Source organism: Sphingomonas sp. CFBP 13733 (assembly GCF_014841795.1).
Classification (GTDB): Bacteria; Pseudomonadota; Alphaproteobacteria; order Sphingomonadales; family Sphingomonadaceae; genus Sphingomonas; species Sphingomonas aerolata.
Genome location: NZ_JACYUP010000005.1, coordinates 109,710 through 126,408, shown reverse-complemented (window position 1 = coordinate 126,408; position 16,699 = coordinate 109,710). Strand labels below are relative to the sequence as shown.

Here is a 16,699-nt window from a genome sequence, read left to right as displayed (position 1 = left end):
TCTCTCGGGCTGGCGTGGACGGTGACGACTCCCCGGAGCCGCGGGCACGAGCGAACGCCGCCACCGCCCCGACGTCACCTTATGGCGGGGCGGCACACAGCTCTGTCTCTTTGCGTATCCCGCTCCTACCGACAGCAGGTGCAGGACGCAACAGAAAACGTTTTCTGTTTTAGCCCCGCACGTCGTGACTCCTGCGCTTCGGCCGCGCGCAATTGCGGCTTGGCGCGGCTGACGGTACGACCGGGCGATCACCCGTGACGATGAGGATATCCTATCGCAATGAAGCTCGCCGATCTGGCCGTGCTCGCCGGCGTTTCGACCGCAACCGTGTCGCGGGCCCTGGCCGGGCATTCGTCCGTCAATGCGCAGACCCGCGCACGCATCCAGGCGCTGGCGCAGGAACATGACGTCCGTCCCAACCAGCTCGCGCGCAACCTGCGGCTGAAGAGCACCGGCGCGATCGGACTCGTTCTGCCGCTCGGCCATGCCCGGACCCAGCATCTCACCGATCCGTTCTTCCTGACCTTGCTCGGGCTGCTCGCCGATCTGCTGGTCGAACGCGGCTACGACATCCTGTTGTCGCGGGTCATCCCCGACGGCGACGATTGGCTCGACCGGCTGGTCGACAGCGGCCGCATCGACGGCCTGCTCCTCGTCGGCCAGTCCGACCAGGGGGCGGTGATCGAACGCGTGTCGCACCGCTATGCGCCGCTGGTCGTGTGGGGCGCGTACCGGGCGGACCAGAACCATCTGACGATCGGCTCGGACAATGTCGCGGGCGGACGTCTCGCGGGCCGCCGCATGATCGACCAGGGCCGGTCCCGTCTGATGTTCGTCGGCGACCCCGCCCCGCCCGAATTCGCCGATCGCCACGCCGGGTTCGCCGCGGCCGCTGCGGAGGCGGGGCTCGCCTGCGAGCTGCTCGAAACGTCGATGACCCCGGAGGCCGTGCACGCGGCGATGGCGCAGCGACTCGCCGCCGCGCCGCCGCCCGATGGCATCTTCGCCGCGTCCGACGTCGCCGCGATGAGCGCGCTGCGTGCGCTTGCCGAAGCCGGGATCGACGTCCCCGCCACCACCGCGGTGATCGGCTATGACGACGTCACGCTGGCCGCGCACACCTCGCCCGCGCTCACGACCATCCGCCAGGATCTCGCCGAGGGCGCCGCGCTGATGGTCGATCGCCTGATGCAGCGTATCGCGGGCCATGCGACCGGATCCGCGATCGTCACCCCCGTCCTGATCGAGCGCCAGTCCGCCTGAACCTCTCCGCCTGCGCTGAATTGAACGCTTCACAATCGATTGCATGACAAGTCTTGCAATCGATTGCGAAAAGCGTATGAGGCGATTCTGGGCTTCATAGAAAGCCACCGCGCAGGGAGGATATCATGAAAGCACGTTACATTTTGCTCGCTGGAATCGCCGCCACGTCCTTCGCGACGGTGGCCGCAGCGCAGACCACGCCCGTCCAGGACGTGCCCGTTCAGACCGCACCCGCGCCGGGCGAGCAGCCCGCCGACACCGCCGCGACGCCGGCGCCGATCGACGGCCAGGACGACATCGTCGTCACCGCGGTCGCGCGCGGCACCAACCGCCTCAACACCTCGATCACGACCAGCTCGATCGGCTCCGACGCGCTGATCCAGCTCGCGCCGCGCACCTCGGGCGAGCTGCTGCGTAACCTGCCCGGCATCCGCGTCGAGGCTTCGGGCGGTGACGGCAACGCGAACATCTCGGTCCGCGGCCTGCCGGTCGCATCGGGCGGCTCGAAGTTCCTCCAGCTCCAGGAAGACGGCCTGCCGATCCTCGAATTCGGCGACATCACCTTCGGCAATGCCGACATCTTCCTGCGCGCCGATTTCAACGTCCGCACTGTCGAGTCGGTCCGCGGCGGCTCCGCCTCGACCTTCGCGTCCAACTCGCCGGGCGGCGTGATCAACTTCATCTCGAAGACCGGCGAGCAGGAAGGCGGCGCGTTCCAGCTGTCGAGCGGCCTCGACTACCGCGAATTCCGCGTCGATTTCGACCAGGGCGGCAAGCTCTCGGACAGCGTCACCTATCATGTCGGCGGCTTCTACCGGATCGGCGACGGCCAGCGCGAAGTCGGCTTCGACGGCGTCAAGGGCGGCCAGCTCAAGGCGAACATCACCAAGTCGTTCGACAATGGCGGCTATGTCCGGCTCTACGGCAAGTATCTCGACGACCGCGCGATCGGCTATCTCCCCAACCCGGTCCGCGTCACGGGCAGCAACAGCGACCCCGATTACAGCAGCATCGCCAATTTCTCGATCAACAACGGCACGCTGCACAGCGCCAACATCCGTACCGCGCAGACGCTCGACGGCAACAACCGGCTGACCACGCGGTCGATCCGTGACGGCCAGCACCCGGTCGTCTATTCGGCGGGTTTCGAGACGCAGATTCCGCTCGCGGACGACTGGAACATCGTCGAGCGGTTCCGCTATGCCGACATCTCGGGCGGCTTCACCTCGCCCTTCCCCGCCAGCGTCGATTCGGCGCAGTCGATCGCCAACGGCATCGGCGGCGCGGGCGCACAGCTGTTCTACGCCAGCGGCGCGCAGGCGGGTCAGCGCATTGCCGACCCCGCCTCGCTCAACGGCAACGGCCTGCTGGCGAACGTCGTCCTGTTCGACGTCGATCTGAAGAGCCTCAACAACATCACCAACGACATCCGCCTGAACGGTTCGCTGCCGTTCGCCGGCGGGTCACTCGCGGTCACCGGCGGCTTCTATGCCTCGCGCCAGGACATCAAGAGCGACTGGCTGTGGACCTCGTCCGTCCAGACCGTCGCGGACAATGGCCGGTCCGAGCTGGTCGACGTCCGCACCGCGGCGGGCGTGCCCGTGACGCAGAACGGCGTGCCCGGCTATTCGGCGAGCTTCTTCGGCAATTGCTGCCGCCGCTCCTATGATCTCGACTATACGACCTACGCACCGTTCGCGCAGCTCGGGCTCGAGCTCGGCCGGTTCAACATCGACGGGTCGCTGCGCTATGATTTCGGTCGCGCGCGCGGCAGCGTCGCCGGCTCCGATCTCGGCGCCGCGTTCGGCAGCGGCATCACGACGTTCGACATCAACGGCGACGGCGTGATCTCGGCCGCCGAACGTCAGGTCGCGGTGATCCCCAACGCCCGGTCGCCGCTCGATTACAACTATGATTACCTGTCCTATTCGGGCGGCGTGAACTTCCGCCTGGCCGACAGCACCGCGGTGTTCGGTCGCTACAGCCGCGGCGGGCGCGCCAATGCCGATCGCCTGCTGTTCGGCCCCTCGATCAACACCGCGACGGGCGGGCTGACCGATCAGGGCGCAGCGGTCGATTTCGTCCGCCAGCTCGAAGGCGGGTTCAAGTTCCGCCAGGGCGGCGTCTCGCTCTACGCCACCGGCTTCTGGGCGCGCACCGAGGAACAGAATTTCGAGGCGACGACGCAGCGCTTCTTCAACCGCGAATATGACGCCAAGGGCGTCGAGATCGAGGGCCGGATCGCACGCGGACCGTTCTCGCTCTCGGCCGGCGGCACCTATACCGATGCCGAGATCACCCGCGACGTGCTCAACCCCGGGGTCGAGGGCAACCGCCCGCGTCGCCAGGCCAAGTTCATCTATCAGGCGACGCCCCAGGTCGATTTCGACCGCGTGACGATCGGTGCGAACGTGATCGGCACCACCGACAGCTATGCGCAGGATAACAACGTCCTCAAGATGCCGGGCTATACGCAGGTCAACGCGTTCGTATCGATCCGCCCGGCGGACAATGTGACCGTGTCGGTGAACGGCAACAACCTGTTCGACGTGAAGGGCATCACCGAAGCCGAAGAGGGCGCGATCCCGACCAACGGCATCGTCCGCGCCCGGTCGATCACCGGTCGCACGATCTCCGCCGCCGTCCGCTTCGGCTTCTGATCGGCCGACCCAGGTGAGCGTATCCTCCCCCACCGAGCGTCGCCTCGCGGCGCTCGGGCCCCGCCTGCGCCGCCAGCTCGAACGCCTCTATGGCAGTACCGGGCTGGCGATCTGGCCGCGGCTTGAGGCGATCCTGCGCGAGCGGGCCGCCGAACGCCCCGCCGCGATGGCCGCACTCGACGAGGCGCGGCTCGCCGACCCCGACTGGTTCGTCGCGCCCGACATGCTCGGCTATTCGACCTATGTCGACCGCTTCGCCGGAACGGTCGAGGGTCTGATCGGGCATGTCGACCATCTCGAATCGCTCGGTGTCCGCTATCTCCACCTGCTCGCGCTGTTGAAGGCGCGCGAGGGTGACAGCGATGGCGGCTTCGCGGTCGCCGACTATCTGTCGGTCGAACCCCGGCTGGGGACGATGGCCGATGTCGAGCGGCTGGCCGCACGGCTGCGCGAGGGGCGGATCAGCCTGTGCGTCGATCTCGCGCTCAACCATACCGCCGACGATCATGCCTGGGCGCAGGCGGCGCGCGACGGCGATCCGCATTACCGCGCCTTCTACCACGTCCTTGGCGACGACGAGGCGCAGGCCTATGAGGCTGACCTGCTGCAGGTCTTCCCGACCACCGCGCCGGGCAATTTCACGCCCGTCCCGGCGATGGGCGGACAGGTCTGGACGACCTTCTACCCGTTCCAGTGGGACCTGAACTGGGCGAATCCGGAGGTCATGCTTGCGATCGTCGACACGATGCTGCGGCTCGCCAATCACGGGTTCGAGGCGTTCCGGCTCGATTCGATCGCGTTCCTCTGGAAGCAGCTCGGCACCGATTGCCGCAACCGGCCGCAGGCGCATTACATCGTCCGCGCATTGCGCGCCGCGCTCGACATCGTCGCCCCCGCGACCCTGCTCAAGGCTGAGGCGATCGTCCCGACTGCGCTCGTCCCGCCCTATTTCGGCGCGGACGAGGGGTCGGACTGGGATGGCGGGTTCGAGCCCGAATGCCATCTCGTCTACAACAATTCGCTGATGGTCGCGGGCTGGGTAGGGCTCGCCGAGCAGTCGGCCGCGCTGCCCCACGCGATCGTCGCGGCGAGCGGCGGCCTGCCGCGCGGCGCGAACTGGCTCAGCTATGCGCGCTGCCATGACGATATCGGCTGGGGCGCGGTGATCGGCGACCTTGCCGGGATCGATCCGGACCCCGTCGCGCGGCTGACCATAGCGGCGAAGTTTCTCGACGGCGCACAGGGCAGCTGGGCGCGGGGCGAACCGTTCCAGTCGGACGGCTCGGTGCTGCACGGCTCGAACGGGACGATGGCGTCGCTCGCCGGGCTCGAGGCCGCGCGGACCGATGAGGAGCGCGAGCATGCGTTCCGCCGCATCGCGCTGCTCAACGCGCTGTCGATCGCCAGCGGCGGGCTCGCCACGCTCTATATGGGCGACGAGGCCGGGCTGCTCAACGACCACAGCTATCGCGACGATCACGATCGCGCGCATGAAGGGCGCTGGCTGCACCGCCCGGTGATGGACTGGGACGCGCTCGACGGCGACGCCGCCCGGCGCATCTCCGGCGACATCAGGGCGCTCCGCGCCGCGCGCATCGCCAGCGGCGGGGCCGGCGCGCCCGCGACGATCGCCACGTCGACGCCCGCGCTGCTCGGCATCGCCTGTGGCGGCGACCGCGTCTTCCTCAACTTCTCGCCCCACGCGGTCCAGGCCGGCGATCTCGCCGGCTGGCACGACCGGGTGGCGGATACCCCCATCGGAGACGACGCCATGATCGGTCCCTGGAGCGTGCTTTGGGCAGGACCCTCGGCATGACCGCCGCCCCGCCTCTGTTCGGCTGCATCGAGGCGGGGGGCACCAAGTTCGTGCTCGGCGTCGCACGCGATCCCGACACCGTCCTGCGCACCGCACGCATCCCCACCACGACGCCCGACGAGACGCTCGGCGCCGCGCTTGAGTTCTTCACCGCGGCGCAAGCCGAATGGGGCGCGGTCGACGCGCTCGGCATCGCCTCGTTCGGCCCCGTCGATCTCGATCGCTCGTCGCCCGGCTGGGGCCGGATCGTCGACACCCCCAAGCCGGGCTGGAGCGACACCGACCTGGTCGGCCCGTTCGCGCGCGCGCTCGACTGCCCGGTCGGGTTCGACACCGACGTCAACGGCGCGATCCTCGCCGAGAGCCTGTGGGGCGCCGCCACCGGCGCCGACATCGCGGTGTACGTTACCGTCGGCACCGGCATCGGAGGCGGTGCGCTGGTCGAGGAACGCCCGGTGCATGGCAGCCGCCATCCTGAAATGGGCCATATCCTACCCCGCCGGCATCCCGACGACCGCGACTTCGCCGGCACCTGCCCCTTCCACGGCGACTGCCTCGAAGGACTGGCGAGCGGACCCGCGATCGCCGCGCGCTGGGGTGCGTCACTGTCGGAGCTCGGCCCCGATCATCCCGCGCATGACATCGTCGCCTATTATCTCGCCCAGCTGGTCGTCGCGCAGCAGGCACTGCTGTCGCCGCGGCGGATCGTCCTCGGCGGCGGCGTGCTGGGAACCCCCGGGCTGCTCGACGGGGTTCGCGACCATGCCGCGCGGATGGCGAACGGCTATTTCGGCACCCCCGATTATGCCACCCTGATCGTCGCGCCGGGCCTTGGCGACCGCGCCGGGCTGCTCGGCGCGCTGGCACTCGCACAAAGGGCGCGTCGATGACCAAACCCCGTCTGTCGCTGATCCGCCTCATCGAGATGAATCTCGGCTTTCTCGGGCTGCAATTCTCGTTCGGCCTGCAACAGGCCAATATGGCGCCGATCTACGGCTATCTCGGCGCGGACGAGGCGAGCCTGCCGCTGCTCTGGCTCGCGGGTCCGGTGACCGGGCTGCTGATCCAGCCGCTGATCGGCGCGATGAGCGACCGGACCTCGACCCGGGTCGGGCGGCGGACGCCCTATTTCCTCGTCGGCGCGGTGCTGTGCAGCCTGTGCCTGCTCGCCATGCCGTACAGCCCGACTTTGTGGGTCGCGGCCAGCCTGTTGTGGGTGCTCGACGCCGCCAACAACGTGACGATGGAGCCCTACCGCGCCTATGTCGGCGACCGGCTGCCCGATGATCAGCGCGCCGCAGGGTTCCTGACCCAGTCGGCGTTCACCGGCCTCGCGCAAACACTGTCCTATCTCGCGCCGTCGCTGCTCGTCTGGATCGGCTTCAACAAGGATGCGGTCGACGGCAACGGCATTCCCGATATCACGCGGATCGCCTTCCTGATCGGCGCGGTACTGTCGCTCGCGACGATCCTCTGGTCGGTCCTGCGCGTACCCGAGCTACCCTTGCCCGAGGAGGAAAAGGCGCGGCTGGCGAAGGAACCGCTCACGCTCGGCGGCACGCTGCGCGACCTGAAGACCGCGCTGATCGAGATGCCCCGGCCGATGCGCCAGCTCGCGCTCGCCATGCTGTGCCAATGGTATGCGATGTTCGCCTATTGGCAGTTCATCACCTTCGCCGTCGCGCGCTCGCTGCACGGCACGGCCGATGCGAAGAGCGTCGCGTTCCGCGACACCGTGCTGACCGTCGGCCAGCTCGGCGCCTTCTACAATGCGGTCGCGTTCGTCGCGGCGATCGCGCTCGTGCCGGTCGCCCGCCGCTTCGGTGCGAAGACGGCGCATGCCGGCTGCCTGCTCGCATCGGGCGTCGCGATGCTGGCGATCCCCGGCATCCGCGACGAGGCGGGGCTGTTCGTCGCGATGCTCGGCATCGGCATCGGCTGGGCGAGCATGATGGGCAATCCGTACGTCATGCTGATCGACATGATCCCGCCCGAACGCAACGGCGTCTATATGGGCATCTTCAACATGTTCATCGTCATCCCGATGATCATCGAGAGCCTGACCGTCCCGCTTTTCTACCAGTCGCTGCTTGGCGGCGACCCGCGCAACATCCTGTATGTGTCGGGTGCGCTGATGGTGCTCGGCGCGGCCGCGACGATGCGGGTCCGGATGCCGGCGACGGCGACGGCGACGCGAGCTCCGTCGTAACGGCGGGACCGGTCGTCAGCCGACCGCGGTCGCGTGGATCGGCATCAGCGCCGCGCCGATCGTCGCGGCCGCACCCTGCAGCGTCGATACCGAGATGCGCGGCGGGACGCTGCAATGGTCGCCGATATGCATCGCGCCGAAGTCGATGTGGCGGACCAGCGCGTCGAGGATCGGCGTCGGCAACGGACTCGAGATCACGAACTCGCCCGGATCGATCCAGGCGATGCCCCAGTTGATGATCGGCCCGATCTGCCCCGCGGCCCGGCGCACCCACGCGTCGACGACCGGCTCATAGCCCTGGATCACCCGGTCGAAGTCCACCAGCGAGTCGATCGCACAGCCCGCCTCGCGCAACGTCGACAACAGGTCAAGCGTCGAGGGGCGCGGCGCGCTGGTCGGATAGAGGCAGCCGATCTCCCCCGCGCTCGCCATCGCCCCGCGCAGGATGCGGCCCTCGACGATGATCCCCGCGCCGATCCCGTGCCCGAGCAGGATGACCACCGCGGTCGAACAGCGCCGCATCAGTCCCCCGACATAATATTCGGCGAGCGCCGCCGCGTTCGCGTCGTTCTCGATCCACACCGGATGGCCGATATGCTCCTCGAACAGCGCCTTCAGGTCGATCCCGCGCCACGCCGCCAGGCTGTCGACCGTCCAGCGCCGCGTCCCCTCGATCGACAGCGCGGCCCCCGGCACGCCGATCCCGACGCCCAGCAGCCGCCGGCCGAGCAGCCGGTTCGCGATCGCCATCTCGTGCATCGCGGTCGTCACCCGCTGCGCGAACACGCGCGGATCGGGATCGTCGAACGGCGCGGACCGATGCGCGATCACCCCGCCCGCATAATCGACCAGCGCCACCTCGAGCAGCCCGCGGTGGAGCATCGCCCCGACCCCATATCCCGCCTCGGGCGAAATCTGCAGCGGGACCGCCGGGCGGCCAGGCGCGACCGGGGCCGCCCCCGGGCATTCCTCGATCAGCCCGTGCGCGAGCAGCGTCGCCGACAGCCGCGTGATCTTGGTCGCGCTCATCCCGAGGTCGGCGGCAAGATCCTTGCGCGACCGTGCCCCCCAGGACCGCAGGATCTGCATCACGCGCCGCTCGTCGTCATCCAGCCTCAACCGCGCCACCGCCATCCGCACACGTCCCTTCGCCCTACCGGATAGTCGATTAGTTTATTTCGTGAAATTAATTAATTGTCATATTCCCCGACCAACGGCTGACATATCAATCGGGTGGGAGAAACAATCATGACAAAACACGGCTTGCGTTCGGGATGTGCGCTGATCGCGCTGGGGATTGCGGCACAGACGCCGGCCTGGGCACAGACGGCGCCGTCGGCCCCCGCCGCCGCCACCGCGACCGCTGCCGACCCGGCCAGCGACCCCGCGCAGGTTGATCCCGCCCAGGCCGACCCCGCCCAAACCGACCCCGTCGCCGGCACCGACATCATCGTCACCGGCTCCGCACGCGAACAGCGTCGCTTCGACGTCTCCTATGCGGTCAATTCGCTCAGCAATGCCGACATCCAGAAGCTCGCACCGCTCAACTTCGCCGATCTGCTCGGCAAGCTGCCGGGCTTCGCAGTCGAGAACACCGGTGGCGAGGTCCAGAACATCATCCGGCTGCGCGGTCTGCCCAGCGACGGCGGCCTCGTCACCTTCCAGCAGGACGGGCTGCCGCTGTTCCACGAGAATGACGGCAACTTCTTCCGCGGTGACAGCCTCAACCGCTTCGACCTGATGACGCAGCGCGTCGAGGTCGTGCGCGGCGGCCCCGCCCCGGTCTATGCGAGCTATGCCGCCGCGATCGTCAACAACATCACCGTCTCGGGTACCGACACGGTGCGCGGCAAGGCGCAGCTCACGCTCGGTGACACCGGCCTCTATCGGATCGATGGCTATCAGGCCGGGCCGATCGACGATTCGACCTATTACGCGATCGGCGGCTTCCTTCGCCGCCATGACGGCTATCGCGACAACGGCTTCCCCAACGACCGCGGCGGCCAGGTCCGCGCCAACATCAAGCATGACTTCTCGAACGGGTCGCTGCGCGTGTCGGGCAATTACCTGAACGACCACAACGTCTTCTACCTGCCGATCCCGACCGCCGACCCGCGCGATCCGTCCAAGTCGCTCAACCAGTATATCGACTTCTTCAGCGGCACGATGAACTCGCCCGCATTGCGCGACGCGACGATCCGCTACCGCGAGGCCGATGGCACGACGCGCAACGTCGGCGCCGATCTCGGCAATGGCCGCCACACGCAGTTCGGCAATGTCGGCGTTCAGTACGACGCCGATTACGACGGCTGGAAGGTCGCTGCCAAGGGCGGGGTCAGCATCGGCAAGCTCCACTTCAACGCGCTCTATTCGACCAGCAATCCGTCCGACGCCACCGCCTTTGCGGGCAGCTATCTGACCGCCGCACGCACCGCCTTCGGCGCGGGCGTCACCCGCCTCGGCTATGCGATCGCCGGCACCGACGGCGCCGAGGTCTATGACCCCAATGCGGCTTCCGGCCTGGTCGTCCCCGCGCAGTTCCGCGACGTCACGTCGAAATTCTACTCGACCCAGGGTGATCTCAGCGTCACCCGCTCGATCGCGACCGGCTTCGGCACGCATGACCTGCGCGTCGGCGTCTATGGCAGCCTGTACGGCGAAACCAACGAGGTCGCCTATCAGGACTATCTGCTCGAGGTCCGCGGCAAGCCGCGCACGCTCGACCTGATCGCCTATAACGCCGCCGGCCAGGCGCTCGGTTCGGTGACCGACAATGGCGTGCTGCGCTATACGACCACGCTCAACCGCGGAAATACCGATGCGTCGATGTACGCCTTCTACGCCAACGACACCTGGGAACTGACGCCGGGGCTGAAGATCGACGGCGGCATCCGTCACGAACGCTACAGCTTTGACGGCTATGCCTTTGCGACGACCTCGGCCAATCTCGGCGACCCGACGACGCTCGCCGACAATGCCGTGCGCGCCTTTACCGGCCAGATCATCCGCTCCTCGCTCGCGCCCGACATCACCAACTGGACCGCGGGCATCAACTACGACGTCACCCGTCATCTCGGCGCCTATGCGCGCGCCTCGCATCTCGAAACCCCGCCCTCGACCCAGGTCACCTATCAGATCAACCCGACGATCCTGACGCCCAAGGCCAACCAGTATGAGGTCGGGCTGAAGGCCGCGTTCGGCCGGTCCTATCTCTATGTCATCGGCTTCTACACGCGCTACGACCCGCTCAACGCCTCGTTCGTTGCGCTCGACCCGGTCACCGGCCGCAACGACCAGTCGGTGCCGTTCGTCGGCAAGGCGGACATCAAGGGGATCGAGATCGACGGCAATCTCGCGCTGCCCTACGGCTTTGCGATCACCGGCGCGGTCACGGTCAGCGATCCCAAGTACAAGAGCCTCGTCAACGCCAACGGCGCCAGCGCAGGCGATGTGGAGGGCAACCAGCTCGTCCGTGAGCCCAAGGTCTACGGCAATATCCGCCCCTCGGTCGATTTCGACATCGCCGGCAATGCGGTCCAGCTCTATGGTCGCTACGAATATGTCGGGAAACGCTATGTCGATTTCTTCAACAACACCGCGCTGCCCGCCTATGGGACGGTCGGCGCGGGCATCACGCTGACGCGCGACACGTGGCAGATGCAGGTCGTCGGCGACAACATCTTCAACGCCAAGGGCCTGACCGAGGGCAATACGCGCACCGACCAGTTCAGCGGCCAGGGCACCGCGGACGCAATCTACGGACGTCCGATCTTCGGCCGCAACGTCCGCCTCGTGGTCAGCAAGTCCTGGTGACCGGCCTGCGAATGATCCTCGCGGTGGCGCTGGCGGGCAGCGCCACGGTGCCGCTCGGCGCGCAGGGACCGGCGCCGGCGGCAACCGGGCAGGTCGGGGCGGTCGGGCGATCCCCCGACGCCCCGATCGACGTGCTGTCGCAGCGCCTGTTTCCCCGCTTCGTCGCGTTGCGCACGACGCCGGGCTGGGCACAGGCGCTCGACCGCGACCCGGCGATGCGCACGCTGCAGGCTGCGCGCACCGCGCGGCGCGCGGCATGCGGTACCACCGCCGCCTGCACGATCGAGGCGACGATCTGGACGACCGAGGACCGCGCCGCATTCGTCGCGATCCTCGACCGGCTCGCGGGCAAGCGCGGGCTGCCGCCGCTCGCACCGAACGCGGATCTCGCACCGGTCGCGGCGATCGATGCCGAGCTTGACGGGCTGAACGCGGTGCTGCGCGTCTATGGGCTCGGCCATCCGTCACGCTATCCCGCGATCGACGGCCCCGTCTTCACCCCCGCGGTGCCGTATTTCGCCGACGGCGTCGCGGTCGGGATCGAGTTCGCCCGCGCCGCCTCAGGTGCTGCGCCCGACACGCTCGACGGCAGCGTCGCGCTCGCGCTCGCGCTGCTCGATGGCAACGACGCGACCGCGGCGACATTGTTCGAACCGCTCGACGACCGCGAGAATGCCGGCGCCCGCGCCGCGGCCGCACGCACCGACTGGGCCGCCTTCCGCTATACCGCGCTGATCGTCCCCGGCGTCGGGCCGGAGGACAGCGCCACACGGCTCAGCCCGCGCAGCAAGCTCCACGCACTGCTCGCCGCGCAACGCTATCGCCAGGGGCTCGCCCCGTTCATCCTCGTCTCGGGCAGCGCGGTCCACCCGCGCGGCACCCGCTTCGTCGAAGCCGTCGAGATCCGCCGCGCGCTGATCGAGCGCTACGCAATTCCCGCCGATCGCATCATCCTCGAACCCTATGCGCGGCACACGACGACCAATCTGCGCAACGCCACGCGGCGGATGGCCGCGCTCGGCATCCCGCTCGACCGGCCGACGCTGATCGTCACCGACGCGCAGCAGAGCGCCTATATCGAAAGCCCGACCTTCACCACGCGCAACACCGCCGAACTCGGCTACATGCCCGGCGCGATCGGCCGGCGGCTGTCCGTCTACGACCTCGAATTCCGCCCGTCGCGCCAGTCGCTCCGCCAGGATCCCCGCGATCCGCTCGACCCATGACCGGCCCCTCCCGGCGGCACGCCCCCGCAAACACAAATCCCCCAACCCCCACCCTAACCGCCACCCCGGCGAAGGCCGGGGCCCAGTCGGGGAACGACACTGATCGGGGACAACGCACGTGCCTCCCCGCCATCCCGACCCCGTTCCGGCCGTCACCGTCGAGACGCATCCTCACCCATCCGCTCCTCCTCACCCTGCTCCTAACCCCCGCCACCGCCGCATCCGCCCAGGACACCCCCGCCGATCTCGTCGACCCCTTCGTCGGAACACTTGCCGATTTCGGCCAGCTCACCCCCGCCGCGGTCGCACCGTTCGGCATGGTCCAGCTCGGCCCCGACACCAGCCCCGCCAACCACGCCGGCTATGATCACGCGGCCACCACGTTGCTCGGCTTCTCGCATACCCGCGGCGTCGGCGTCGGCTGCGGCGGTGCGGGCGGCGACCTGATGATCGCGCTACGCTATGCCGGCAGCGATGCTGCTCCCGCACAGATCGACAAGACCAGCGAACGCGCCCGCGCCGGCACCTACAGCGTCCGCTACGACGGCGGCATCCTTGCCAAGACGACCGCGACGCGCGGCGGCGGCGTGCTGCGTTTCACCGTACCGCGTGCAGGCACACTCGACCTGCGGATCGACCCCCGACGCAGCTATGCCAAACGGCTCTCGGCCGACTGGTCGCGCCTCGACAGCGACGACCTGCGTGCCGATCTCGTCGCGGGCACCGTCTGCGACCAGGGCGCCTATCGGCTCCACACCGCCAGCCGGATCCGGGTCAACGGCCACCTCGTGCATCGCCGGCTAAGTGTCGGCGCCGGCGATCTGGCGACGCTCCGCCTCGTCGCCCGGGCGGGGGACCGGATCGAGATTCGCACCGGGCTGTCGAGCGTCGACGGCGGCGGCGCGGCGCTGACCCGCGACACCGAACTCGGCGACCGGTCGTTCGCGACCATCGCCGCGGCGACCCGGTCCGACTGGAACCGCGTGCTCGGACGGGTCATGCCGACCGGTCCGCGCGACCGCCGCGCGCTGTTCTACACCTCGCTCTACCGCGTCATGCAGACCCCGGTCGCGATCGACGATCCGGACGGCCGGCACCGCGACAAGACCGGCCGCATCACCGTCTCCCCCAAGGGCACGACGCGCTATGCGAGCTGGTCGCTCTGGGACAATTACCGCACGCAGATGCCGCTGCTGGCGCTTCTCCAGCCCGACCGCAGCGCCGACATCGCCGCCTCGCTGGTCGCGCTATACGCCGGCGGCAAGCCGCAATGGTCGACCCGCAACGAACCGTTCCTGACGGTGCGCACCGAACATGCCGGGATCGCGCTGCTCGATATGCACCGCAAGGGGATCGCGTTCGACACGGACGCGGCGCTCGCCGGCATGGTCGCGGACAGCGCCACGCTCAAGCGCGGCACCCCCGACGAACAGATCGAGGCCGCCTATGACGACTGGGCGACCGCCGAACTCGCACGCGATCTCGGCCGCACCGATCTCGCGGCGCGCTTCACCGCAAAGGCGCTGTCCTACCGCCCAATGTGGCGATCGGTGTTCCAGTCGCCCGGCGCGGACGGCGACGTCGTCAAGGCGCGCGGTCTCTACCAAGGCACGCTGTGGCAATATCGCTGGGCGCCGGTCTTCGATCTTGGCTGGATCACCAAGACGGTCGGGCGCGCGCGGCTGCTGGGCGAACTCCAGACCTTCTTCGGGCAGGGCCTGTTCAACATGACGAACGAGCCCGACATCCACGTCCCTTGGATGTTCGCCGCGCTGGGCGAGCCCCGGCCGACCGCGGATCTCGTCCGGACGATCCTGACCCGGCCGATCGCGCATCCCTATACCAACAGCGGCAAGCTCGCGGTGCCGTTTATCGGTCGCAGCTTCGCGCTGGCGCCGCAGGGATTCGCCGACGGGATGGACGATGACGCGGGCGGCCTGACCGCCTGGTACGTCTTCGCGGCGCTCGGGCTCTATCCGCTCGTGCCGGGAGAGCCCTGGTACGTCCCGACGACGCCCGCGTTCGAACGGGTCCGTCTCGATCTCGGCAAGGGGCGCGTGCTGCTGATCCGCCGCGACGGCCCAGCGGATGGCGTGGTGCAACGGGTGACCCTGGACGGACGCGCGCTGTCCACGACGCGGATCGACCATGCCGATCTGATGCGCGGCGGTACGCTGGTCGTCACCACACAGACGCCGCCCACGCAAAATGTCCCGCAACTGCAAGACAGCCGCGCTAGGGTCGCGGTCGATGGCATGCTCCACCCCCGATAACGCTGCCGCCGCGCCGACCGCTACGGCGCGGATGCTCGGCTATGCGAGCGGCAATTTCGGCAAGAACCTGCTCGCGTCGACGATGGACGTCTTCCTGATGTTCACGCTGACCGAATATTGGGGGATATCGCCGCTCGCCGCCGGGCTGATCGTGATGCTCGGGCTGGTCTGGGACGGGCTGTGCAACCCGCTGCTCGGTCGCCTGCTCGACCGCGCCACCGACCGCGCGGGGCTCTACCGCCGCCTCCTCGTCATCGCCGCCCCTGTCGTCACCATCCCCTTCACCATCCTCTTCCTCCTGCCCACCCCCCAACCGCCCTTCGTAATTCCCTGGGCGATCAGCCTCGTACTGGTCTTCCGCACCGCCTATGCGACCTGCGATGTCGCGCATAATGCGCTGATGATGCGGATGACCGGACCGCAAGGTGCCGCGACGACGCTGTCGGCCTTGCGGTACATGTTCAGCTGCCTCGGCGCGCTGGCGGTCGCCGGGTCCGCCCCCGCCTTTGTCGACCCCGCGCTTGCAGGCGGTTATCGCCTTATCGTCACCACGGCCTGTGCCGCCCTCGCCTATGTCGCGACTTTGTGGCTGGCCGCCGCATCAGGGCCCGCCGCCACCCCACCGCCGCTGCGAACACCGGCCAAGCCGCAAACGCCGCTCCGGGTCTGGATCCTCGGCAATCGTCCGTTCTATGCGCTGCTGGTGTTCGGCTTCGCACAGGCGCTGACGCTGCCGGTCTTTGCGCGATCCTTCGCCTATATCGGCAAGGGCGTGATCCACGACCCAGACTGGACCGCACGCGCGCTCACGACGCTCGCGCTGTCGCAACTCGTCATGCTGCCGGTCTGGGTCGGGGCGAGCCGACGTGCCAGCCAGCACGGCATGCTTGCGGTTGCGCTGATCCTCGTCGCGGTCGGATCGGCGGTGTTCGCGACAGGACCGCGCAGCATGATGGCGGGGATCGCGCTGTTCGGTGCGGGCAATGGCGGCGTGCAAATGATGATCTGGGCGTTGCTCGCCGACGCGATCGATCACGGCGAGCGCCGGACCGGCGTCCGGCTCGAGGCGGTGCCGGTCGCGTTGCTGCTCCTGACGCTGAAGCTGGGTGGCGGGATCGGCGGTGCGCTGTTCGGTCAGGGCCTCGCCCTGGCCGGCTGGACCGGCACCGCCCCGCTCGGCGAGACCGGCGGTGGGCAGCTCCTGGCCATGGCGTGGGCGATGCCGGTGGCGGGGGCGGTCATCGGCATCGCGATGCTTGTCTTGCAGACCCACACCGGTGCGGGACGTTCCACGGTCCCCGCCGCGCGCAGCCTGGCCAACAGCGTGAGCAGATCCCGCGCCGGATAGCGCCCGGCCGCGTTGTCGTGCATCGCCCGGCACGTCGCGATATCGAACCATGCCGCGCATTTCGCGGTCGCTATCTCCGGCGCATTCCCGC

Annotated in this window: 10 protein-coding genes; 9 read left to right on the top strand and 1 reads right to left on the bottom strand. The window is 68.7% G+C overall.

Annotation, left to right across the window (positions count from 1 at the left end):
- Positions 1-279 precede the first annotated feature (279 nt).
- From IFT71_RS16630 to IFT71_RS16610, 5 genes are all read left to right on the top strand, one after another.
- Positions 280-1,263 (top strand): LacI family DNA-binding transcriptional regulator, encoded by a 984-nt coding sequence (locus IFT71_RS16630; RefSeq protein ID WP_192142273.1) that lies wholly within the window; start codon positions 280-282, stop codon positions 1,261-1,263.
- Positions 1,264-1,388: 125 nt separating this feature from the next.
- Positions 1,389-3,923 (top strand): TonB-dependent receptor domain-containing protein, encoded by a 2,535-nt coding sequence (locus IFT71_RS16625; protein ID WP_192142271.1) that lies wholly within the window; start codon positions 1,389-1,391, stop codon positions 3,921-3,923.
- Between the two features lie 13 nt (positions 3,924-3,936).
- Complete coding sequence (locus IFT71_RS16620; protein ID WP_192142269.1) at positions 3,937-5,739, top strand: alpha-amylase family glycosyl hydrolase; 1,803 nt, start codon at positions 3,937-3,939, stop codon at positions 5,737-5,739.
- Entirely contained in the window at positions 5,736-6,629 is an 894-nt protein-coding gene (locus IFT71_RS16615) for an ROK family protein (protein WP_192142267.1), read from the top strand. Before IFT71_RS16620 ends, IFT71_RS16615 begins: the two co-directional genes overlap by 4 nt.
- Positions 6,626-7,948: an MFS transporter gene (locus IFT71_RS16610; protein ID WP_192142265.1), complete on the top strand. Its 1,323-nt coding sequence runs from the start codon at positions 6,626-6,628 to the stop codon at positions 7,946-7,948. Before IFT71_RS16615 ends, IFT71_RS16610 begins: the two co-directional genes overlap by 4 nt.
- A 15-nt stretch (positions 7,949-7,963) precedes the next feature.
- Here the strand turns inward: IFT71_RS16610 and IFT71_RS16605 are convergent, their stop codons facing one another.
- Entirely contained in the window at positions 7,964-9,082 is a 1,119-nt protein-coding gene (locus IFT71_RS16605) for an ROK family transcriptional regulator (RefSeq protein ID WP_192142263.1), read from the bottom strand.
- Positions 9,083-9,196: 114 nt separating this feature from the next.
- Between IFT71_RS16605 and IFT71_RS16600 the strand changes: the two genes are divergently transcribed.
- Genes IFT71_RS16600 through IFT71_RS16585 form a run of 4 tightly spaced genes read left to right on the top strand, consistent with a single transcriptional unit; the run spans position 9,197 to position 16,608 of the window.
- Positions 9,197-11,761 carry a TonB-dependent receptor gene (locus IFT71_RS16600; RefSeq protein ID WP_192142261.1) on the top strand — a complete coding sequence of 855 codons (2,565 nt, stop codon included), beginning with the start codon at positions 9,197-9,199 and terminating at the stop codon, positions 11,759-11,761.
- Complete coding sequence (locus IFT71_RS16595; RefSeq protein WP_192142259.1) at positions 11,758-12,987, top strand: ElyC/SanA/YdcF family protein; 1,230 nt, start codon at positions 11,758-11,760, stop codon at positions 12,985-12,987. The genes IFT71_RS16600 and IFT71_RS16595 overlap by 4 nt, the downstream gene beginning before the upstream one ends.
- Entirely contained in the window at positions 12,984-15,260 is a 2,277-nt protein-coding gene (locus IFT71_RS16590; RefSeq protein WP_192142257.1) for a glycoside hydrolase domain-containing protein, read from the top strand. Before IFT71_RS16595 ends, IFT71_RS16590 begins: the two co-directional genes overlap by 4 nt.
- Complete coding sequence (locus IFT71_RS16585) at positions 15,238-16,608, top strand: MFS transporter (RefSeq protein WP_192142255.1); 1,371 nt, start codon at positions 15,238-15,240, stop codon at positions 16,606-16,608. The genes IFT71_RS16590 and IFT71_RS16585 overlap by 23 nt, the downstream gene beginning before the upstream one ends.
- Positions 16,609-16,699 lie beyond the last annotated feature (91 nt).